The organism is Companilactobacillus mishanensis (genome assembly GCF_003946505.1).
Taxonomy (GTDB): domain Bacteria; phylum Bacillota; class Bacilli; order Lactobacillales; family Lactobacillaceae; genus Companilactobacillus; species Companilactobacillus mishanensis.
The window spans coordinates 90151-107885 of the sequence record NZ_RHON01000006.1; the positions used below are offsets into that span (position 1 = coordinate 90151).

General features: G+C 37.8%; 19 protein-coding genes. 7 read left to right on the plus strand and 12 right to left on the minus strand.

Annotation, left to right across the window (positions count from 1 at the left end):
- Window positions 1-56: 56 nt before the first annotated feature.
- From trpA to EKM63_RS08245, 11 genes are all read right to left on the minus strand, one after another.
- A complete protein-coding gene (trpA, locus tag EKM63_RS08200; RefSeq protein WP_125705545.1) occupies window positions 57-836 on the minus strand; it encodes a tryptophan synthase subunit alpha in 780 nt (259 codons plus the stop codon).
- Window positions 829-2037 carry a tryptophan synthase subunit beta gene (gene trpB, locus EKM63_RS08205; RefSeq protein ID WP_125705621.1) on the minus strand — a complete coding sequence of 403 codons (1209 nt, stop codon included), beginning with the start codon at window positions 2035-2037 and terminating at the stop codon, window positions 829-831. The genes trpA and trpB overlap by 8 nt, the downstream gene beginning before the upstream one ends.
- An 18-nt stretch (window positions 2038-2055) precedes the next feature.
- Window positions 2056-2637, minus strand: coding sequence for a phosphoribosylanthranilate isomerase (locus EKM63_RS08210; RefSeq protein ID WP_125705547.1), 582 nt, complete (start codon window positions 2635-2637; stop codon window positions 2056-2058).
- Between the two features lies 1 nt (window position 2638).
- On the minus strand, window positions 2639-3418 hold the full coding sequence (gene trpC / locus EKM63_RS08215) for an indole-3-glycerol phosphate synthase TrpC (RefSeq protein ID WP_125705549.1): 780 nt from the start codon (window positions 3416-3418) through the stop codon (window positions 2639-2641).
- Window positions 3415-4434 (minus strand): anthranilate phosphoribosyltransferase, encoded by a 1020-nt coding sequence (trpD, locus tag EKM63_RS08220; RefSeq protein WP_125705551.1) that lies wholly within the window; start codon window positions 4432-4434, stop codon window positions 3415-3417. The genes trpC and trpD overlap by 4 nt, the downstream gene beginning before the upstream one ends.
- Window positions 4435-4930: 496 nt before the next feature.
- Entirely contained in the window at window positions 4931-5509 is a 579-nt protein-coding gene (locus EKM63_RS08225) for an anthranilate synthase component II (protein WP_125705553.1), read from the minus strand.
- The gene (locus EKM63_RS08230) at window positions 5506-6969 is read right to left on the minus strand and encodes an anthranilate synthase component I family protein (protein ID WP_125705554.1); all 1464 of its coding nucleotides are present in this window, start codon (window positions 6967-6969) and stop codon (window positions 5506-5508) included. Before EKM63_RS08230 ends, EKM63_RS08225 begins: the two co-directional genes overlap by 4 nt.
- Window positions 6970-7169: 200 nt before the next feature.
- A complete protein-coding gene (locus tag EKM63_RS11340; protein ID WP_153494330.1) occupies window positions 7170-7307 on the minus strand; it encodes a hypothetical protein in 138 nt (45 codons plus the stop codon).
- Between the two features lie 122 nt (window positions 7308-7429).
- Window positions 7430-8134 (minus strand): zinc metallopeptidase, encoded by a 705-nt coding sequence (locus EKM63_RS08235; RefSeq protein ID WP_125705556.1) that lies wholly within the window; start codon window positions 8132-8134, stop codon window positions 7430-7432.
- A gap of 2 nt (window positions 8135-8136) precedes the next feature.
- The gene (locus EKM63_RS08240; protein ID WP_125705558.1) at window positions 8137-8580 is read right to left on the minus strand and encodes a hypothetical protein; all 444 of its coding nucleotides are present in this window, start codon (window positions 8578-8580) and stop codon (window positions 8137-8139) included.
- A gap of 122 nt (window positions 8581-8702) precedes the next feature.
- Complete coding sequence (locus EKM63_RS08245) at window positions 8703-9455, minus strand: alpha/beta hydrolase (protein ID WP_125705560.1); 753 nt, start codon at window positions 9453-9455, stop codon at window positions 8703-8705.
- Between the two features lie 74 nt (window positions 9456-9529).
- On the opposite strand from EKM63_RS08245, the gene EKM63_RS08250 reads away from it, so the two are divergent.
- From EKM63_RS08250 to EKM63_RS08265, 4 genes are all read left to right on the plus strand, one after another.
- Window positions 9530-10219, plus strand: coding sequence for a ribonuclease H family protein (locus EKM63_RS08250; RefSeq protein ID WP_153494329.1), 690 nt, complete (start codon window positions 9530-9532; stop codon window positions 10217-10219).
- Between the two features lie 159 nt (window positions 10220-10378).
- Complete coding sequence (locus EKM63_RS08255) at window positions 10379-10750, plus strand: cupredoxin domain-containing protein (RefSeq protein ID WP_153383004.1); 372 nt, start codon at window positions 10379-10381, stop codon at window positions 10748-10750.
- Window positions 10751-10787: 37 nt separating this feature from the next.
- A complete protein-coding gene (locus EKM63_RS08260) occupies window positions 10788-11060 on the plus strand; it encodes a cupredoxin domain-containing protein (protein WP_125705566.1) in 273 nt (90 codons plus the stop codon).
- Complete coding sequence (locus tag EKM63_RS08265; RefSeq protein ID WP_125705567.1) at window positions 11060-12985, plus strand: copper-translocating P-type ATPase; 1926 nt, start codon at window positions 11060-11062, stop codon at window positions 12983-12985. Before EKM63_RS08260 ends, EKM63_RS08265 begins: the two co-directional genes overlap by 1 nt.
- A gap of 368 nt (window positions 12986-13353) precedes the next feature.
- Here the strand turns inward: EKM63_RS08265 and EKM63_RS08270 are convergent, their stop codons facing one another.
- Window positions 13354-14271, minus strand: a complete 918-nt coding sequence (locus EKM63_RS08270) for a DUF1002 domain-containing protein (RefSeq protein WP_377768710.1) — start codon at window positions 14269-14271, stop codon at window positions 13354-13356.
- A gap of 211 nt (window positions 14272-14482) precedes the next feature.
- Here EKM63_RS08270 and EKM63_RS08275 point away from each other — a divergent pair, with 211 nt between their 5' ends.
- The 3 genes from EKM63_RS08275 (at window position 14483) to EKM63_RS08285 (ending at window position 17629) form a co-directional block, all read left to right on the plus strand.
- Window positions 14483-15541, plus strand: coding sequence for a D-alanine--D-alanine ligase (locus tag EKM63_RS08275; RefSeq protein WP_125705623.1), 1059 nt, complete (start codon window positions 14483-14485; stop codon window positions 15539-15541).
- Window positions 15542-15639: 98 nt separating this feature from the next.
- The gene (gene nagA, locus EKM63_RS08280) at window positions 15640-16797 is read left to right on the plus strand and encodes an N-acetylglucosamine-6-phosphate deacetylase (RefSeq protein ID WP_125705571.1); all 1158 of its coding nucleotides are present in this window, start codon (window positions 15640-15642) and stop codon (window positions 16795-16797) included.
- Between the two features lie 91 nt (window positions 16798-16888).
- Entirely contained in the window at window positions 16889-17629 is a 741-nt protein-coding gene (locus EKM63_RS08285; protein ID WP_125705573.1) for a glycerophosphodiester phosphodiesterase family protein, read from the plus strand.
- The last annotated feature ends 106 nt before the right edge of the window (window positions 17630-17735 follow it).

The following is a 17735-nucleotide window of genomic DNA, read 5'->3' on the forward strand; positions in this document are numbered from 1 at the left end:
ACAAATATTTATAAAATCTAATTTATAAAAATTATTTGTAGTACACTTTTTTCTTTTTAGGCTTTAACTGTAATAGCTTGTTTGATACCTTGAGCAAAATTTGCTAGGTCGTTTTGTAAAGTGGGCTTGCCTTCGTCGATCATTTTAACGACGGCACTTCCGATAATTATTCCGTCTGAGAATCCTGATAATTCTTCAGCTTGTTCAGGAGAATGAATACCAAATCCAATCGCTACCGGAACGTCTGTAACTTTCTTGATTCTATCTACAGTAGTAGAAAGTTGTTTTGAAAAGTCCTCTCGAACTCCGGTCACACCGAGTGAACTGACCATATAGATGAAGCCAGTAGAACTTTCAGCAATTGCCTCAATCCGGTCACCAGAAGTTGGAGCAACTAATGGAATGATGTCAACGTCGTGACTATTTGCAATGCCTTTTAGTTCACCTTGTTCTTCAAGTGAAAGGTCAGGGATTACTAATCCAAGTACGCCTAGAGATTGACACTTGGTGCAGAATTCTTCGTAACCATATTTGAAAGCAATATTCAAATAAGTTAAAAATACTAGCGGAACATCGGTACGTTCACGTATTTTTTTGACGATATCGAAAACCACGTCGGTGTTGACTCCGGCTTTGAATGCTCGCAAGTCGGCATCCTGGATAACTGGGCCATCAGCAACTGGGTCAGAGAATGGAATTCCTAGTTCGACGATGTCAGCACCATTTTCGGCTAATGTTACGACACTTTCTACAGTGGTATCAAAATCTGGATCATCAGCCACTATAAATGGAATAAAGGCTTTTTTATTTTCGAAAACTTCTTTTAATTTACTCATCAATATCTACCCCTCTATATTTAGCGATTGAAGCAACATCTTTATCACCACGACCAGATAGGGTACAGATGATGATTTGATCTTTGTTCATTGTTGGTGCAAGTTTCATAACGTAAGCGAGTGCGTGACAACTTTCAATAGCTGCGACGATTCCTTCAGTTTTAGCGATATATTCGAAGGCATTTACAGCTTCGTCGTCAGTTATACCGACGTATTTAGCACGTTTTAGTTCGGCTAATTGAGCATGTTCTGGACCGACGCCAGGGTAATCTAGTCCAGCTGAGATTGAATATACCTTATCTATTTGACCAAATTTATCTTGTAAGAAGAGTGACTTCATACCATGAAAAACACCGGTCGTTCCACGTTCAACGGTTGCGGCAGTTTGGTCGGTATCAACACCTTTACCAGCTGCTTCAGCACCGTACAACTTAACATCTTTGTCATCAATGAAATTAGCAAATGATCCAATGGCGTTACTACCACCACCAACACAAGCTACGACGGCATCAGGTAATTTTCCTTCTGCTTCGAGTATTTGAGCTTTAGCTTCTTTACTGATGACACTTTGGAAATCATGAACCATGCGAGGGAATGGATATGGACCAACGGCTGATCCCATTACATAGAATGTGTCGTCGATTCTTGTAGTCCACTCTTGAAGTGCAGCATTAACGGCATCTTTTAGGACCATTGAACCGGATGTAACGGGGTGAACTTTGGCACCTAATAGTTGCATACGATAGACGTTCAACTTTTGACGTTCAGTATCCATTTTTCCCATGAATACCTCACATTCCATTCCAAACAATGCGGCAATAGTGGCAGTGGCAACACCATGTTGGCCAGCACCGGTCTCGGCAATTAGTCTAGTTTTACCCATACGTTTTGCTAGAAGAGCTTGTCCAATAACATTGTTGATCTTGTGGGCACCAGTATGATTAAGGTCTTCACGTTTGAGATAAACTTTTGCTCCACCGAGATCTTTTGTCATTTTTTCTGCGTAATATAACAATGAAGGACGGTTGGCGTAGTTATTCAACAAGTCATGTAACTCTTTATTGAAATCAGGGTCATCTTTATATTTGTCATAGGCTTTTGCGACATTGTTCAATTCTGTCATTAATGTTTCAGGAATATACTGACCACCGAATTCACCGTAATGAGTTGAATCGGTAGTTTCTTTTTGCATTTCTTTCATCATAATTTCCTCTTTTTTCTATAGTTGATGTACAAGTTGTACGATTTTATTTATTTTAATAGGATCCTTACTACCATCTGTTTCAACTCCGCGAGATAGATCAACGAAGTCAGGTTCGGTAGTTTTAATTGCTTGCTCAATATTTAATGTGTCGAGTGCTCCAGCAATTATTAGCGGTTTATCCGTTTTTATTCTTAACTTATCCCACTGGATGGGTTTTCCATTTCCAGAACCGCTGTCGATCATAAGGTAGTCTGCAGTGGTTGAAGTAGGGAGGTTATCAGGTTTGTAGACTTTAATTACCGGGATATTTTTATCTTGAAGTAGCTTGATTGTGTCAGGTGTTTCGTTTCCATGAAGTTGAATCATTGAAACAGCTCCACTATTAATTACCTTCAACATTTCATCTAATGATGCATTGACGAAAACTCCAACGCTTTTAATAGAAGAATCTAGTTCTTTTCTCATTTTCAAAGCTTGCTCAAGATTTATTTGGTGACGACCGGGAGCAAAGATGAATCCGGCTAAATCGGGTTTAGCTTCGTTAACTGCTTTGATATCGTCTAATGTCATCAGTCCACAAATTTTAATTTTTGTCATATTAAGCACTCTTAAATTTTTTGATTATCGCTGCTTTGTCATCAGCTCTCATAAATGTTTCGCCAATCAAGACTCCGTTGACGTTAGCCGCTTTGAGTCGTCTGATGTCATCAGTAGTTTTGATACCACTTTCAGTGATGAAAGGGATATTTGCTGGAACTTGGTCACGAAGATTTAAACTGTTATTCAAATCGACCGTGAAATCTTTCAAGTTTCGATTATTAACACCGATGATTTTAGCACCAGCTGAGAGGGCTATGTCTAATTCATCTTGGTTATGTACTTCAACTAATGCTGCCAAACCGAGTTGCTCAGCAAGTTGTAAGTATTCGACAAGTTTTTCTTTTGGAAGGATTGCTACTATTAAAAGAATTAAGCTGGCTCCAGATATTTTTGCTTGGTAGATCATGTATGGATCGATAGTAAAATCTTTTCTTAAAACAGGAACGTTAACTTTTTGCGTAATTTCATGTAGGTAGGTTAGATTACCTTGAAAAAACTTTGGTTCCGTCAAAACTGAGATTGCATCGATGCCTGCATTGTCGTAATCAGTTGCTATTTCCAGGTAGGGAAAGTCTTTTGCAATCAGTCCTTTAGAAGGAGAAGCTTTTTTTACTTCGCCGATAAAATGAAGACCTGGTTTTAAAAATCTATCGATTACTTTCTGAGGATTTTTGTTAGGAATTAGGTCGGCTTGTCGTTTTAATTCTGATAATGGTTCCTGCGCTTTTTCTTCTTTAACGCGATCTTGGGTGGCCTTTACGAGTTTGTCTAAAATCAAGCTGCTACACCTGCAACTGTCAATTTGACAAAGTCATTTAATTTTTGAATTGCTAAACCGTTGTCGATAGCGTTTCTTGCGATATCAATTGCATCTTCTAAATTGATCTCTGGTTTAGCTGTATGAATTGCCAAAGCTGAATTGAGTAAGATAACATCACGTTTGGCACCTTGTTTGCCGTTTAATACATCTAATGTGATTTGAGCATTTTCCTCAGGAGTTCCACCGATAACTTCTGATTTGTCAGCACGTTTTAATCCAAATTGTTCAGGAGTGATTTCATATTTTGTAAACTTACCATTATGAACTTCCATGATAGTAGTTGGTGCTGATATAGAAGCTTCATCGAATCCGTCTTGTCCATGGATGACCATGGCGTTTTTAACACCGATCTGATCGAGAACTTTTGCCATTGGTTCAACTAAGTTTTCGTCATAAACACCAAGTACTTGGCTAGTTGCATGTGCTGGGTTTGCTAGAGGTCCGAGGACGTTGAAGAGTGTTCTGATACCTAATTCTTTTCTAACGGGTGCAACGTATTTCATTGCTTTGTGATATTCCTGTGCGAATAGGAAACAAATTCCAATTTCATTTAGGATGGCTTCACTTTGTTTTGGATCCAAATTGATTTGAACTCCAAGTGACTCAAGTACATCTGCAGCACCACTCTTCGATGAAGCAGCGCGATTACCATGTTTTGCGACTGGGATTCCGGTTGCTGCAACTACTAAAGCTGAAGTTGTTGAAATATTGAATGAATTGGAATGGTCGCCACCGGTACCAACAATTTCAAGTACGGGTTCGTCGGCATCAAATTCAAGTGCATGTGCTCTCATTGCATCTGCGGCTCCGGCGATTTCTTCAACTGTTTCTTTTTTTACACTTAATGCGGTAAGGAAACTTGAGATTTGAATTGATGTTGTTTTGCCTGTCATAATTTCGTCGATTACTTTGTTTGTTTCGTCAAATGTTAAATCTGAACCTTCTGTTAATTTCTTAATTGCGTTTTCGATCATGATTGGATCCTCCAAATTAATTTATGTTTATCTATATAAATTCAATTTGAAAACTGCCATCGTATTAGTTTGAACATTATAAGTAACCTCCTGAGAATAAAAAAAATCCGTCCATAAACGCATAGCGTTTAAGGACGGATCATTATTCCGCGGTGCCACCTTAATTTAATAGACTACTTGATTGATAGAGTATTACAAATATGATGATGCTCTAACAGTCAAATTAGTCCATTACTCTTAGCAGAGAGCTAACACTCTCCCGACAACTTACGTATGCCTAACGTTTCTCTGTACTCGATATCTTTCGAGAGAACCCTCGATGGTCCATTTAATTATCTGCGTTCGATTGCCATTCTCAGCACCGGCAACTCTCTGGGCGTGCACGATAATCTTGATCTCCATCTCATCGGTTTATGGACGAATTCATTTGTTGTTGACAACATTAAAACTAAATCTTCTAGTTGTCAACAATAAATTAAGAATTATGTTAATTTAATTAGATTTTTGCCAGATAGTTTTCGATGATCTGCTTGCCAACTGCAGGATCGGTCATGATTGATTCTGGATGAAATTGAACTCCGTAAACTTGTTTTTCCTCATCACCGACAGCCATTATTTCACCGTCTGAAGTTTCAGCAGTTACTTTTAAATTATTAGGCACGGATTTTGGGTCGACAACAAGTGAATGATATCTAGCCGCTTCAAACTCATTTGGGCAGTTGTCGAAGAGGCTGCTTTTTTCTGTCAATGATACTTCTGAAGGGCGACCGTGCATTAAGACAGGAGCATGAATTACATCAGCACCATAAATTTCAGCGATGGCTTGATGACCTAAGCAGACACCAAGTATGGGAACTTTTCCAAGAAAATATTTGATTTCAGAAATCATTTCTCCGGCGTCTTCTGGTCTGCCAGGTCCGGGTGAAAATACTAAACCAGTTGGATTTAATGCAGCCAATTCCTCGGCATTCATCTCATCATTTTTTATAACCGTGATAGGTTCGTCAGTTAACGTGCCAATCAATTGATATAAGTTGTATGTGAAGCTGTCGTAATTATCAACAATATAAATCATGATAGGACCTCCGAAGTGTTTGTTTTATTTAGTGAATCGACAACTGATCTAGCTTTGTTATTGAATTCTTGGTATTCATTTTTAGCGATACTGTCGGCAACGATGCCGGCACCGGAGTGAACGATTAGGTTTTCTTTTTGACGGTAAGCAAGTCGAATTCCGATACAGAAATCTAAATCACCAGAGTAATCGAAATATCCTAAACATCCACCATAGATTCCACGTTTACGGTTTTCTAATTCACTGATTATGCGCATGGCACTGATTTTTGGTGCACCAGATAATGTGCCAGCTGGCATTAATGATTCAACAATGTCGACACTTGATTTTGTAGGGTCAGCAATACTTTCGACTGTAGAACCCATGTGCATAACGTTGCTGAAACGCAATAGCTTTCTAGTTCTTGTAACCTTTACCGTACCGAATTTGCTGACGCGGCCGAGGTCATTTCTTCCTAGGTCGATCAACATGTTGTGTTCTGCTAATTCTTTTGTACTGTGGGTTAACTCGTAAGCGAATTTCTGATCTTCTTCAGGGGTTTTTCCACGGCGTCTCGTACCAGCCAAAGGATAAGTGAATAATTCGTTATTATGTTTTGAAATTAGAGTCTCTGGTGATGAACCAACTGTCTCAAAGTCACCATGTCTGAAGAAAAATTGATAAGGTGATGGACTGTCGTGAAATAGATCCTTCGTAACCGGGAAGAGACTTCCATGCATAGTTGTGTGTTGAGGATTTGATAGGATCAATTGGAAAATATCACCATCTTTGATGTGAACTTTTGTGTCTGCAACTTTGTCAGCAAATTCTTCCTGATTGAATTGCAACTGTAAAGGAGCATCCATTTTGAATTTGGAGGTATCAGTTGGTTCTTGGAAATCTAATATTCTGTTTTTGAGTTCTTCTAACTCTGCAATAGTCTGATCGTAAAGTGAATCAATCAAGCTAGTAGGTACAACTTTAGAAAGAGTCATCGTATCTGTTTTGTGATTATAGGCGATGACGTTGTTGATCAACAACAAGTCTGCATCATTTAGCTCATAAGGGTCGTCAATAGTTTGTGGTAAAGTTGGATTCGCAAATCTTGCATAGTCATAACTGAAATAGCCAGCTAACCCACCAAGAAAAGGTGGTAAACTCTGAAATTTAGCTGTTTTATTTTTGGCTAGGATATTTTCGAGATATGGCTTTAAAGCAGTTTCTTGAGTTTCAACTGTATCATCTTTTTCAATTGTCAAAATACCGTCTCTGTAAGTGATAGTTTCATCTGGGTTAATTCCGATAAAACTGTATCCATCTTCATCAGGCTTTGGTTTACCTGTAAAGAGAAAGCAAGTTGCAACATTGCTGTTCAAATACTTAGTTAATCCAATTGGATCAAAGTTCTCCAGTTTAAAATCAACAGTTATTGGTGCTGCCGGAAAATCATGGCTGATTTTTTTAATTTGTGTAATATTCATAATATTTTTCCTTTCAAATTTTTAATTCATTTTGATTGAAAGGTTGTGCCATCGCTTGATTTCCATAATTTCCTCCAAAAAAAAATCCGCCCAAAACTTCGAATGAAGTTAAGGACGGATATACCGCGGTGCCACCTTAATTTGAAGATAGTTTTACACAAATAAATGTTTAAACTGTCTTCACTCTTAGCAAGAAGCTATCACTTCTCTGACAACTGACGTATGTCTGAACGTTTCTTCATACTATGGCAAAGCCATTTCAGAAGAACCCTTGGTGGTCCATTTAACTGCTTGCTTTCGGTTGCATTCTCATCAACAGCAACTTTCTGTGCGTGCACAACAATCTTGATCTCCACCTCATCGGTTTTGGGCGAATTGTTTAATTGGCAATAACAATAATCGTAAATATTAACTTTGTCAACAAAAAAATCATCCTTGTCTAAAGGATGATTTTAGTTGATCAATTTCTGTTATTACCGAAAATTAAAATTAAACGTAACAGTTGTAACGCTGTTGAAAGTACTGCAGCAACATAAGTAAGCGCCGCTGCGAATAATACTTGTTTAACCATCGGAACCTCAGTACTATCAAGTAATGGGCCTGATGCTAGGATGCTAACAGCACGTCTAGAAGCATTAAATTCCACAGGCAATGTTACTACTTGGAACAATACAACTAACGCAAAGAGCCAAATACCAATCGTAATCAAAGTATGATTCATTCCTAAAACCATACCTGCGATAATTAATGGAAATGAAGCATTTGATCCTAAGTTAACAGCAGGAACGAGTGCTGCACGCATTCTCATTGGAACGTAGTTATGCTGATCTTGAATTGCGTGTCCACATTCGTGGGCAGCAACACCAATTGCGGCAACAGAAGTTGAATCATAAGTTGAATCTGAAAGATTCAAAGTTTTGTCACCAGGATTATAGTTATCGGTCAAATTACCTGAAACTTGTTTGATTTGGATGTTTTGTAGTCCAGCATTATCAAGAATAAATCTAGCAGCTTCAGCACCACTAGTACCCTCATGACTGGTAACTTGATCGTATTTCTTGAAGTTGTGGTTTACATACCAGGACGCCCACATACTGATAACTATACCAATAATTACCAGGATAAAGGTCGGGTCCAGAAAACCATTAAGTCCATATCCGGTCATATTTATTTCCTCTTCAGTTTATTATTTGTAAATTCATATCCAGAATCTGTGAAGAATTTGACGACCCTCGATTCGTCTTCTTTCATATCAAGAATATTCAGCTTAATTTGGTCATTTACAAAGACGTATAAACGCTGAATTATCTCCAAACTCATTTTCTTGGAAATATTATCATCAAATTTAGTGAAAATTGTAGCTGAACTATTATTAAAGTCAATAGACTTTAGGGCAATCAAGGCAGAAATTTCATGAGATTGTTTATCTTCAACAAACCAATATACAGCTCGGTCACTCATAGTTTCTTTGGCTGTTTGACTGATAAAGTTAGTAGTCTCCGCAATGTTTTTGTCGAGAAACTCACTAGCAATTTTTAGTTTGAAGTGGGATGGAAATTCCCATGTGAAATTCTCTGTGATGAATGGACGGTACGACTTTAATTTGATCATTTTCTACACTTTCATTTTTCTTCCTGTAAAGGTTTTTCCTCACAAATATAGTATATATAATGATATGACAAATTGCGAAATATTAATAATGATTTGTTTTCCAGAATAAAAAATAACGCTGATCAGTCAGCGTTATGGTTGGCGTAAATAAATAAGTTAACTTTCTTTAAAATATCTGAATCATCATGCATCAATGAATGCTCTGCTTCAGAACCAGTGACCGGCATGTCGATGAATTCTTTAACTCGAGGTTTTAGGATATAATTGATTGACTTTGCAGATGTGACAGAAATATATTTATCACTATTTGAGTAATCTTCCACATTTCCATAAACATTCAAGACGTGTAAATTAGGTGAAACATTATTACGATTTAAGAAAATTCTGAAATAAGTGGGGCTCATAAAAGCAGGTTTGCCGGTTGTATTCAGTTGATTGATATTTGGTAGATCGTTCAATCCCAAAACACCATTAAATGGTCCAGCAATCAGGACAAGATGATTTAATTTAGGCATAAAAGGGTGTCGTTTTTCATTGAGATTGACCAGTACCAAGGCGACAGAACCAAGAGAATGACCAACGGCGTCATAATCAGTAAACCTGTACTTTGAACGCAAGTCAAATAGAAGTCGAGATAACCAATAAGCAATTTGGTTACCGCCGACATATTTGTTTTGGAAAACCACTTGGATAATTGGCTGTTTATCGTCAGTCCAAGTTCCCTCATAGGTTATTTTCCCACGCCAATTAATTATAGCTTTGAGAAAGTCGGATCTTCCATTATACTTTAATCCTGATTTAACCATTTTCTCAGTCGTATAGTCCCCACCACGAAATCCGTGGATATACAAAACTGGTCGCTGATTTTTCTTCATCTTCTCACCCTAACAACAGTATATTATATAATTTAAATGAGTAAAAAAATAGTAATTCAAATGAGGTATTAATTTTGCAAAAATATTATGCGGTACGACGTGGTAAAAATCCAGGGATATATCGAACTTGGCCTGAATGTAAAAAACAGGTCGATGGCTTTACTGGTGCACGCTATAAGAGTTTTACAACTGAGGCAGAAGCTGTTGAATTCTTAAATGGAAAAGATAGTTATACGCCTAAAACAAAAGCTAAAACTGCAAAGGTATCTGAAAATTTAGATGATTTTGACGTTGTTGTCTACACAGATGGTGGATCACGTAATCATGGTAACGTGAAGGGTGGTCACGTGAAAACAACGGATACCGCAGCCTGGGCATATCATATCAATCATAATAATGAGAAATTCGAAGGAACCGATGGAGAATTTGGTGCCACAAATAATCGAATGGAAATTATGGCTCTGATCGAAAGTATCAAACGATTGAACGATTTAGGCCTTGTCGATGAAAAGATAATCTTTATCTTGGATTCTCAATATGTCTTGAATGCCATAACTAAAGGTTGGTTGAATGGTTGGAAACGCCGTGGATACAAGAAGGCAGACGGTCAAGTTCCGGTAAACGTAGAACTTTGGAAGGAATTAGATTCGTTGTTGCCAACTATTAAAAATAAAACTTTCAGCTGGACTAAGGGCCATGCGCAAAATGAAGGAAATAATCGTGTCGACTCTTTATTAAATGAAACTATGGATAAAATGAAATAGCCTAGATCCGCTGATGAATAAACTCATCAGTGGATTTTTTTGTTTAGGGGATTCCCTACAAAAGTAAAAATGATTGTATTTCCGTTGACAAATGTAGACGGCAAGAATATTATTTAAGCATAGATTACAAATGTAAACGAAAGAAATGGGGGATAAATTTTGACAAAAATATTGGTGCTAGTCGTAGGAATAGTGTTGATAGGATTCATCGTTTGGTGGTTCTTCGGCAAGCATGAAGCGGCTGAGGTTTCTGCCGATTTAGCTAATGACAAACAAAGTATTGACGTAGAAGTTAATGGTGGTTATTCACCTGAAACAGTCGTCTTGAAAAAAGATGTTCCGGCTGTTCTAAACTTTACTAGAAAAGATAAATCCAGTTGCTTGGATCGAGTAGTTTTTTCAGATTTCGGAATCAACCGAGCTTTACCGATCAACGAAAAAGAAGAAATCAAAATTGATACCAGCAAACCTGGCGAATATCAATGGGCCTGTGGAATGGATATGTTCCATGGCAAATTGATCATCAAATAAAATAATATAAAAATTAAATTTTAAGAGGATAAATATTATGAGTGAAAACGTACAAGAAGTAAAAGTTGAAGTTGCGGGTGGATACAAACCAGATGTCGTAAATCTTAAAAAAGGTGTTCCAGCAAAGATTTCATTTACGAGAACTAATGATCAAGGTTGTCTCGACGTCGTTCATTCTAAAGAATTAGGATTTGAAGAGGACTTGCCTATCGATGTTACAAAAACCGTTGACGTACCAACAGACAAGGCTGGTGAATTTAGTTTTAGTTGCGGTATGGACATGTTCTTTGGTAAGGTCGTGATTTCATAATGACAATAACCAAACGTTTCTGGATTTCATTGATTTTTTCACTACCCATGCTAGCCAACATGATTTTAATGCCATTTGGTTGGATGTTACCTGGAGGAGATTGGACACAACTTTCCTTGACGACGGTGATCATAGTGATTTCCGCTGGACCTTTCTGGCAGAGTGCCTGGGCTTCATTTACGAAGCATCATTCTAATATGGATACGTTAGTGGCAATTGGTACACTTGTTGCTTATGTCTACAGTATTTATGCGATGGCAACACATCAGCCAGTATTCTTCGAGAGTGCAGCCTTCGTAACAACATTCGTACTACTCGGACAAGTTTTCGAGGAACGAATGAGAAATAATGCTTCGGAAGCTGTTGAAAAATTGGTTGACCTTCAAGCCAAAGAAGCTGAAGTAATGCGTGATGGAAAACTAGTTAAAATTCCTCTAGCCGAGGTCGTTGTTGGAGATATTATCCGAGTAAAGCCTGGTGAAAAAATTGCCGTCGATGGTGAGATCACAGAAGGAACTTCAACGATCGATGAATCAATGGTCACTGGTGAAAGTATGCCAGTCGAGAAGAAGACTGGTGACAAAGTTATCGGATCAACTATTAACAGCAACGGAACTTTCATGTTCAAAGCTGAAAAAGTCGGCGATGACACAATGCTTTCTCAAATTGTTGAACTGGTTAAGAAAGCACAAAATAGTCACGCTCCAATTCAAAATTTAACAGATAAAGTTTCAGATATTTTTGTGCCAACAGTTTTAATCATCGCAATTTTGACCTTCATGGTTTGGTACGTATTTTTGGGTGCATCAGTCGCTAGTTCTCTTATTTTCGCCGTTGCGGTCGTAGTTATTGCTTGTCCATGTGCGCTTGGATTGGCAACACCAACTGCACTAATGGTCGGAACTGGACGCTCAGCCAAGATGGGTATTTTGATCAAAAACGGTGAAGTTTTGGAAGCCGTTAATGATGTTAAAACAGTTGTCTTCGATAAGACAGGTACTATCACAGTTGGTAAACCTGAAGTTACAGATATTGTTGGGGATGAAAAATCAGTTCTTACATATGCAACTGGTTTGGAGCAATCTTCAGAACATCCATTAGCTTCGGCAATCGTTAAAAAAGCTGAAAATGAAAAGATTTCTGTACCAAAAGTTTCTAATTTCCAAGCTATCGAGGGTAAGGGTGTTGAGGCCTTAGTTGATGGTAAAAAGGCATTTGTTGGTAATGACAAATTGTTAGCTGATGTTGAAATCGATGATAAGCTAAAGCAACAAGTCATTGAACTTCAAGAACAAGCTAAGACAGTTGTCTTTGTTGGAGTAGAAAACAAAGTTGTCGGACTTATCGCAATTCAAGACGCACCAAAAGATACTTCAAGAGAAGCAATTGCAGACTTGAAAGCTCGTGGTTTGAAGACAGTTATGTTGACTGGAGATAATCAATTAGTTGCTGAAGCAATCGCTGAACAAGTTGGTATCGATCAAGTTATTGCCGATGTTTTACCAAGTGATAAAGCCGATCACGTTAAAGCATTACAACAAGATGGAAAAGTTGCTTTCGTTGGTGACGGAATCAATGACGCACCTGCATTGACCGTAGCGGATGTCGGAATCGCTATGGGATCAGGTACAGATATCGCCATCGAATCTGGTGGAATCGTGCTAGTTAAGAATGATTTGAGGGATGTTGATAAAGCTCTTGCCTTGAGTAAGAAAACTTTCAACCGAATCAAGTTGAATTTGTTCTGGGCATTCTTCTACAACGTGCTTGGTATTCCTATTGCTGCTGGTATTTTCTATGGAATCGGTTTGTCGTTGAGTCCTGAGTTAGCTGGTTTGGCAATGGCATTTAGTTCCTTATCAGTTGTTACAAGTTCAATGTTGCTTAACAAAGCTAAGATTACAAGTAAGGCGAGATTGGCTTAGGATGCCGATTCCGAAAGAAAAACGATTTTGAGGGCTGGAACGTGGTGGACCCACTTTAAACTAATTGCAAAATGCGCAATCATTTCAAAGCTGGGTCTTTATCTAAGTGTACTTCGTACACTAAGAAAAACGTCACCACTGAGCCCAAATCGTTTTTCTTTCTACATCTAAATAGTGGCTCGTCAACTTATAATACTGTATGTGTGTATGTGTGTATGTGTGTATGTGTGTATGTGTGTATGTGTGTATGTGTGTATTTGTGTTATAAATATGTTTATTGATAAAAAGTATAAATTTTAATAATCAAAAAGGTGGTCACTAACTTTAATCGAGTTTGTGACCACCTTTATTTTTTGAGTACGGTGTTATTAGTTAAACAATCCTTTAAAGAATGAAACTATGTTGTCCCAAATCTTTTGGGCAAAGTTTCTGTTTTCTTGGGTGTTTAATTTGTTGAAAATATTTTTGGCTGAACTTTGGATATCGCTACTTAGTTTTTGTGCTTGTTGTTTGAAATTAGAATTCTTTAGGGCTCCTGAATCTCTGATTTCTACCATCAAGTTGATGATTTGTGTTTTTTGATTGTTGTTGATGATATTTTGTAGATTATTTTGTTGCAAGTTGTTATTCACGATATTTGTAATTTCTGTTTTTGAAACGTTTGTACCTTGTTTTGCTAAATCTGCTTTCATTCCGGCAACGGCGTTATTTAACTGTTGATCGGTGTAGCCATCTGTTCCTTTATTTGCTTGTGTGATGCCACTTAATACTCCCATTTCATCTTGGGCTGCATTAACTTGGCTTTGATTCAAGCTGTTACCTGTGCTGGCATATGCGGCATAGATTCCGGCTAAAGCACCTGAGCCATCGATTGGTGTAGCTGATGTTACATAGATATTAGCGTTACTGATACCAGCTGTTAAAGCAGCGTTTCTGTATTGATCAGAAGTAATAGTTGTAATGTTATTGCTTCCTTTGTAATTTACGATCGATACGTTGATACCTGAACCTGAAGATGTTGGCTCGATCAATGCTGATGACCAAACTCCAGAGTTACTGTTGAAGTTGCTACCACTTGGGTTTAGATATTTAACTAATGTATCACCTGTGACAGTTACTGTTTTGTAGTTGCTGTCGTTTATCTGTGAAGATAAGGCGTTGATAGTTCCTTGCTTCTGGTCAGACGTTAGGGATGTTCCCAGTGTCATTACTGGTTGATCCAAAGAGTCCGCCTGAGCGTTATTTGCTGAGGCAGAAAAGATACCAACAGCAAGTAAAGATACAATACTAAATACGATTAATTTTAACTTTTTCAAGGTTAAACCCTCCTTACAGGATATTAAACCAAACAATTATGAATTATTCGAGAAAATTTCAAATTGTAACACCAATATCGTATCACTTGAATAGTGATTTTTGAATATTTGTGCTATTCTATAGTTTCTAGGAAATCGCTTAAATATGAAAAATCATAAAGAAAGTATAGGTGAACAACCAATGAAAATTGTTGTCCTCTCAGGTGGTAGAAGTACCGAAAGAAACGTTTCTCTATCTTCAGGTGTGAAGATTACTAATGCTCTCAGAAGCAAGGGCTATGAAGTAGCTTATATCGACTCATTCTTGGGTATTGATGTGAAAGAAGACCAAATCGATTCTCTTTTTACAACAAAGCCAGAAGATGAATCTAATTTGATCATCGATGATAAAGTTTTGACTGATGAAAAAATAAACGCACTTCGTACTGACGGTACTATCGGACTACTAGGTAAGAACGTCCTTAAGGTTTGTGAACACGCCGACATCGTATACTTAGGATTACATGGTGAAGACGGTGAAAACGGTAAGATCCAAGCTGTATTAGATATTTACGATATTAGATATACAGGAAGTGGCACATTATCATCAGCCATTTCGATGGATAAGAAATACTCAAAAGAAGTATTCGTCCAAAACAAGATCAAGACTGCTGCATTTAAAGTTACTAAGACAAGCAAGATCACTCCAGACGAAATCCCATTCGGTTTTCCAATGGTAGTTAAACCATCAAATGGTGGTTCAAGTGTTGGTACACATATCATTAACGATGATTCAGAATTGCAAGCTATGGTTGCCGATGCATTGAGATTCGATAGTGAAGCTTTGCTTGAAGAATATATCAAGGGTAGAGAATTTTCAGTTGCTATCGTTGATGGTCAAGTATTACCAGCGATTGAAATTGTCGTGGATACTGGTTGGTATGACTTCCAACACAAGTTTACTGATAATGATGTGACTCATTTCGTTACACCACCAGAAGACTTGGATGAAGATATTCATTTGGCAATGCAAGAATTAGCTTTGAAGACTTTCGAAGCCTTGAGCATGAGTAGTTATGGCCGTATCGACTTCTTGTTACGTGACCGCGATATTTATGTCATGGAAGGTAACACATTGCCAGGTATGACACCTCGTTCATTGATGCCACGTGAGGCTGAAGCTGCTGGTATTGGCTACGCTGACCTTTGCGAAAAGATCATTAAGAGTAAAATGAGATTGTATGACGAATCAGAAAAATAAAAATCAAGCTGCCATGCAGCTTTTTTTTGTGGAAAATTTCTCAAATTGTGGTATAGACCACTATTAATTGTTATAATAAAACCATTGGAGGACTGAAAATGACATATTACATTCATGCTAAGAAATTCTTTTTGCCTAACACTACTGAAAAGGGAGGCTATCTAGAGGTTACTGATGATGGTAAGTTCGGTAGTTTCTTCCCAGAAGATGAGAAGCCTGCTGGTAAGATCGTTGATTATTCTGACAAAATGATCGCACCTGGATTGGTTGATACTCATATTCATGGTCTATTGGGCCACGATGTTATGGATAATGATTGGGACAAAATCAATGACATGTCTAAAGGACTTTTGGAAGCCGGTGTTACTTCATGGCTACCAACAACACTTACAGCTTCAAGAGAACAATTAAATGATGTATGTAAAACTATCGGTGATAATTATAAAAAAGCCGAAGGTGCTAAGATCCAAGGTATTTACTTTGAAGGACCTTTCTTCACAGAAGAACATAAAGGTGCTCAAAATCCTAAATACTTTACTGATCCAGATGCTGATGAATTTGCTGAATGGCAAGAATCAGCTCACGGTATGATCAGAAAAATTGCAATTGCTCCTGAAAGAAAAGGTGCGGTTGAATTTACTAAAGCTGTTGCATCTGACACAGTTGCCGTTGCTTTAGGTCACAGTTCAGCTACTTTTGAACAAGCTAAGGCTTGTGTTGAAGCTGGAGCCTCAGTATTTACACATACATATAATGGTATGAGTGGTTTGAGCCATCACCAACCTGGTATGGTCGGTGCTGCTATGACAATGAACTGGGTCGATGATGAATTGATCTGTGACGGTCACCACGTGCTTGCACCTGCTGCCGAAACTTTGATCGACAAGAAGACACCAGAACATATCGCTTTGATCACTGATTGTATGCGTGCTGGTTTGATGCCAGATGGCGACTACGTACTTGGTGAATTACCTGTTATCGTTGAAGGCGGAACAGCTAAACTTAAATCAGTTCCACATAACTTGGCCGGGAGTATCTTATTACTTAAAGATGCTATCAAGAACGTTGTTGACTGGAACATTGCTACAGATGAAGAAGCAATCATCATGGGCTCATACGTACCTGCAAAGAGTTGTAAGATTGCTAATGACTGTGGTGCAATTTACCCAGGACGTGACGCTGACTTTATCGTCTTGAATTCAGATATGTCATTATCAGAAACTTATCTTGACGGTGAATCAAGATACCAAGCTTAATTTAAAATTTGAAATTAAATAAGAGCAACCCATTTGGATTGCTCTTTTTCTATCTAGTTTTATACTAATAGTATGTTACTCGGAGGATATTATGGAAAAAAAGATTTTTGCACATCGAGGAATACCAACGTTAGCGCCAGAGAATACCATGCCAGCTTTCAACGAATTGGTAAAGAATGGTATTAAATGGTTAGAGACCGATCTTAGCATTACTGCGGATGAAGAAGTTTTCATAATTCATGACGACAAACTGGATAGAACCACTGATAAATCAGGATCAATCGAGACTGTCGACAGTTCTGTAGTCAAACAAGCTGATGCAGGTTCTTGGTATGCTGACAAGTTTACTGGTACCAAAGTTCCAACTTTGGATGAATTGATAGACTTTCTAAATGAGAACAATATCAATGCCAACATTGAATTAAAAGGCGTTGTTGGGGATGACGCTGATAGATTGGCCGATATCCTAGTCGGGAAGTTTTCGCAATCATTAGAGAAATTAGATTTTGAGAATAAGCTGATTATTTCTAGTTTCAATCCTATTATGTTGGAAAAACTATATCGTTTGAGACCAGAGCTGGATTATGCAGTACTATTTGAACACCAGGATATCCGAGAGGATTGGAATTTAACGATGCAAGCATGTCACGCTAAAATCATTCATCCTGATGATAAAGATCTGACGAAAGAAAAAATAAATATGTTTAAGAAATACGATTATCAAGTCAATGTATGGACTGTTGACGATAAAGAACGTGCTAAGCAATTATTTGATTGGGGTGTTGATGGAATTTTTACCAACAAAGCTGATCAAATGAAAGATTTAATCTAGACAATAGAAAGTGGAGACTGACAGGATCAGTCTCCACTTCTTTTTTTATAATGAAAGTCTAGTTCATTTTGCCCAGAGGCAGCCATAAAGTCAATCAATCAAATTG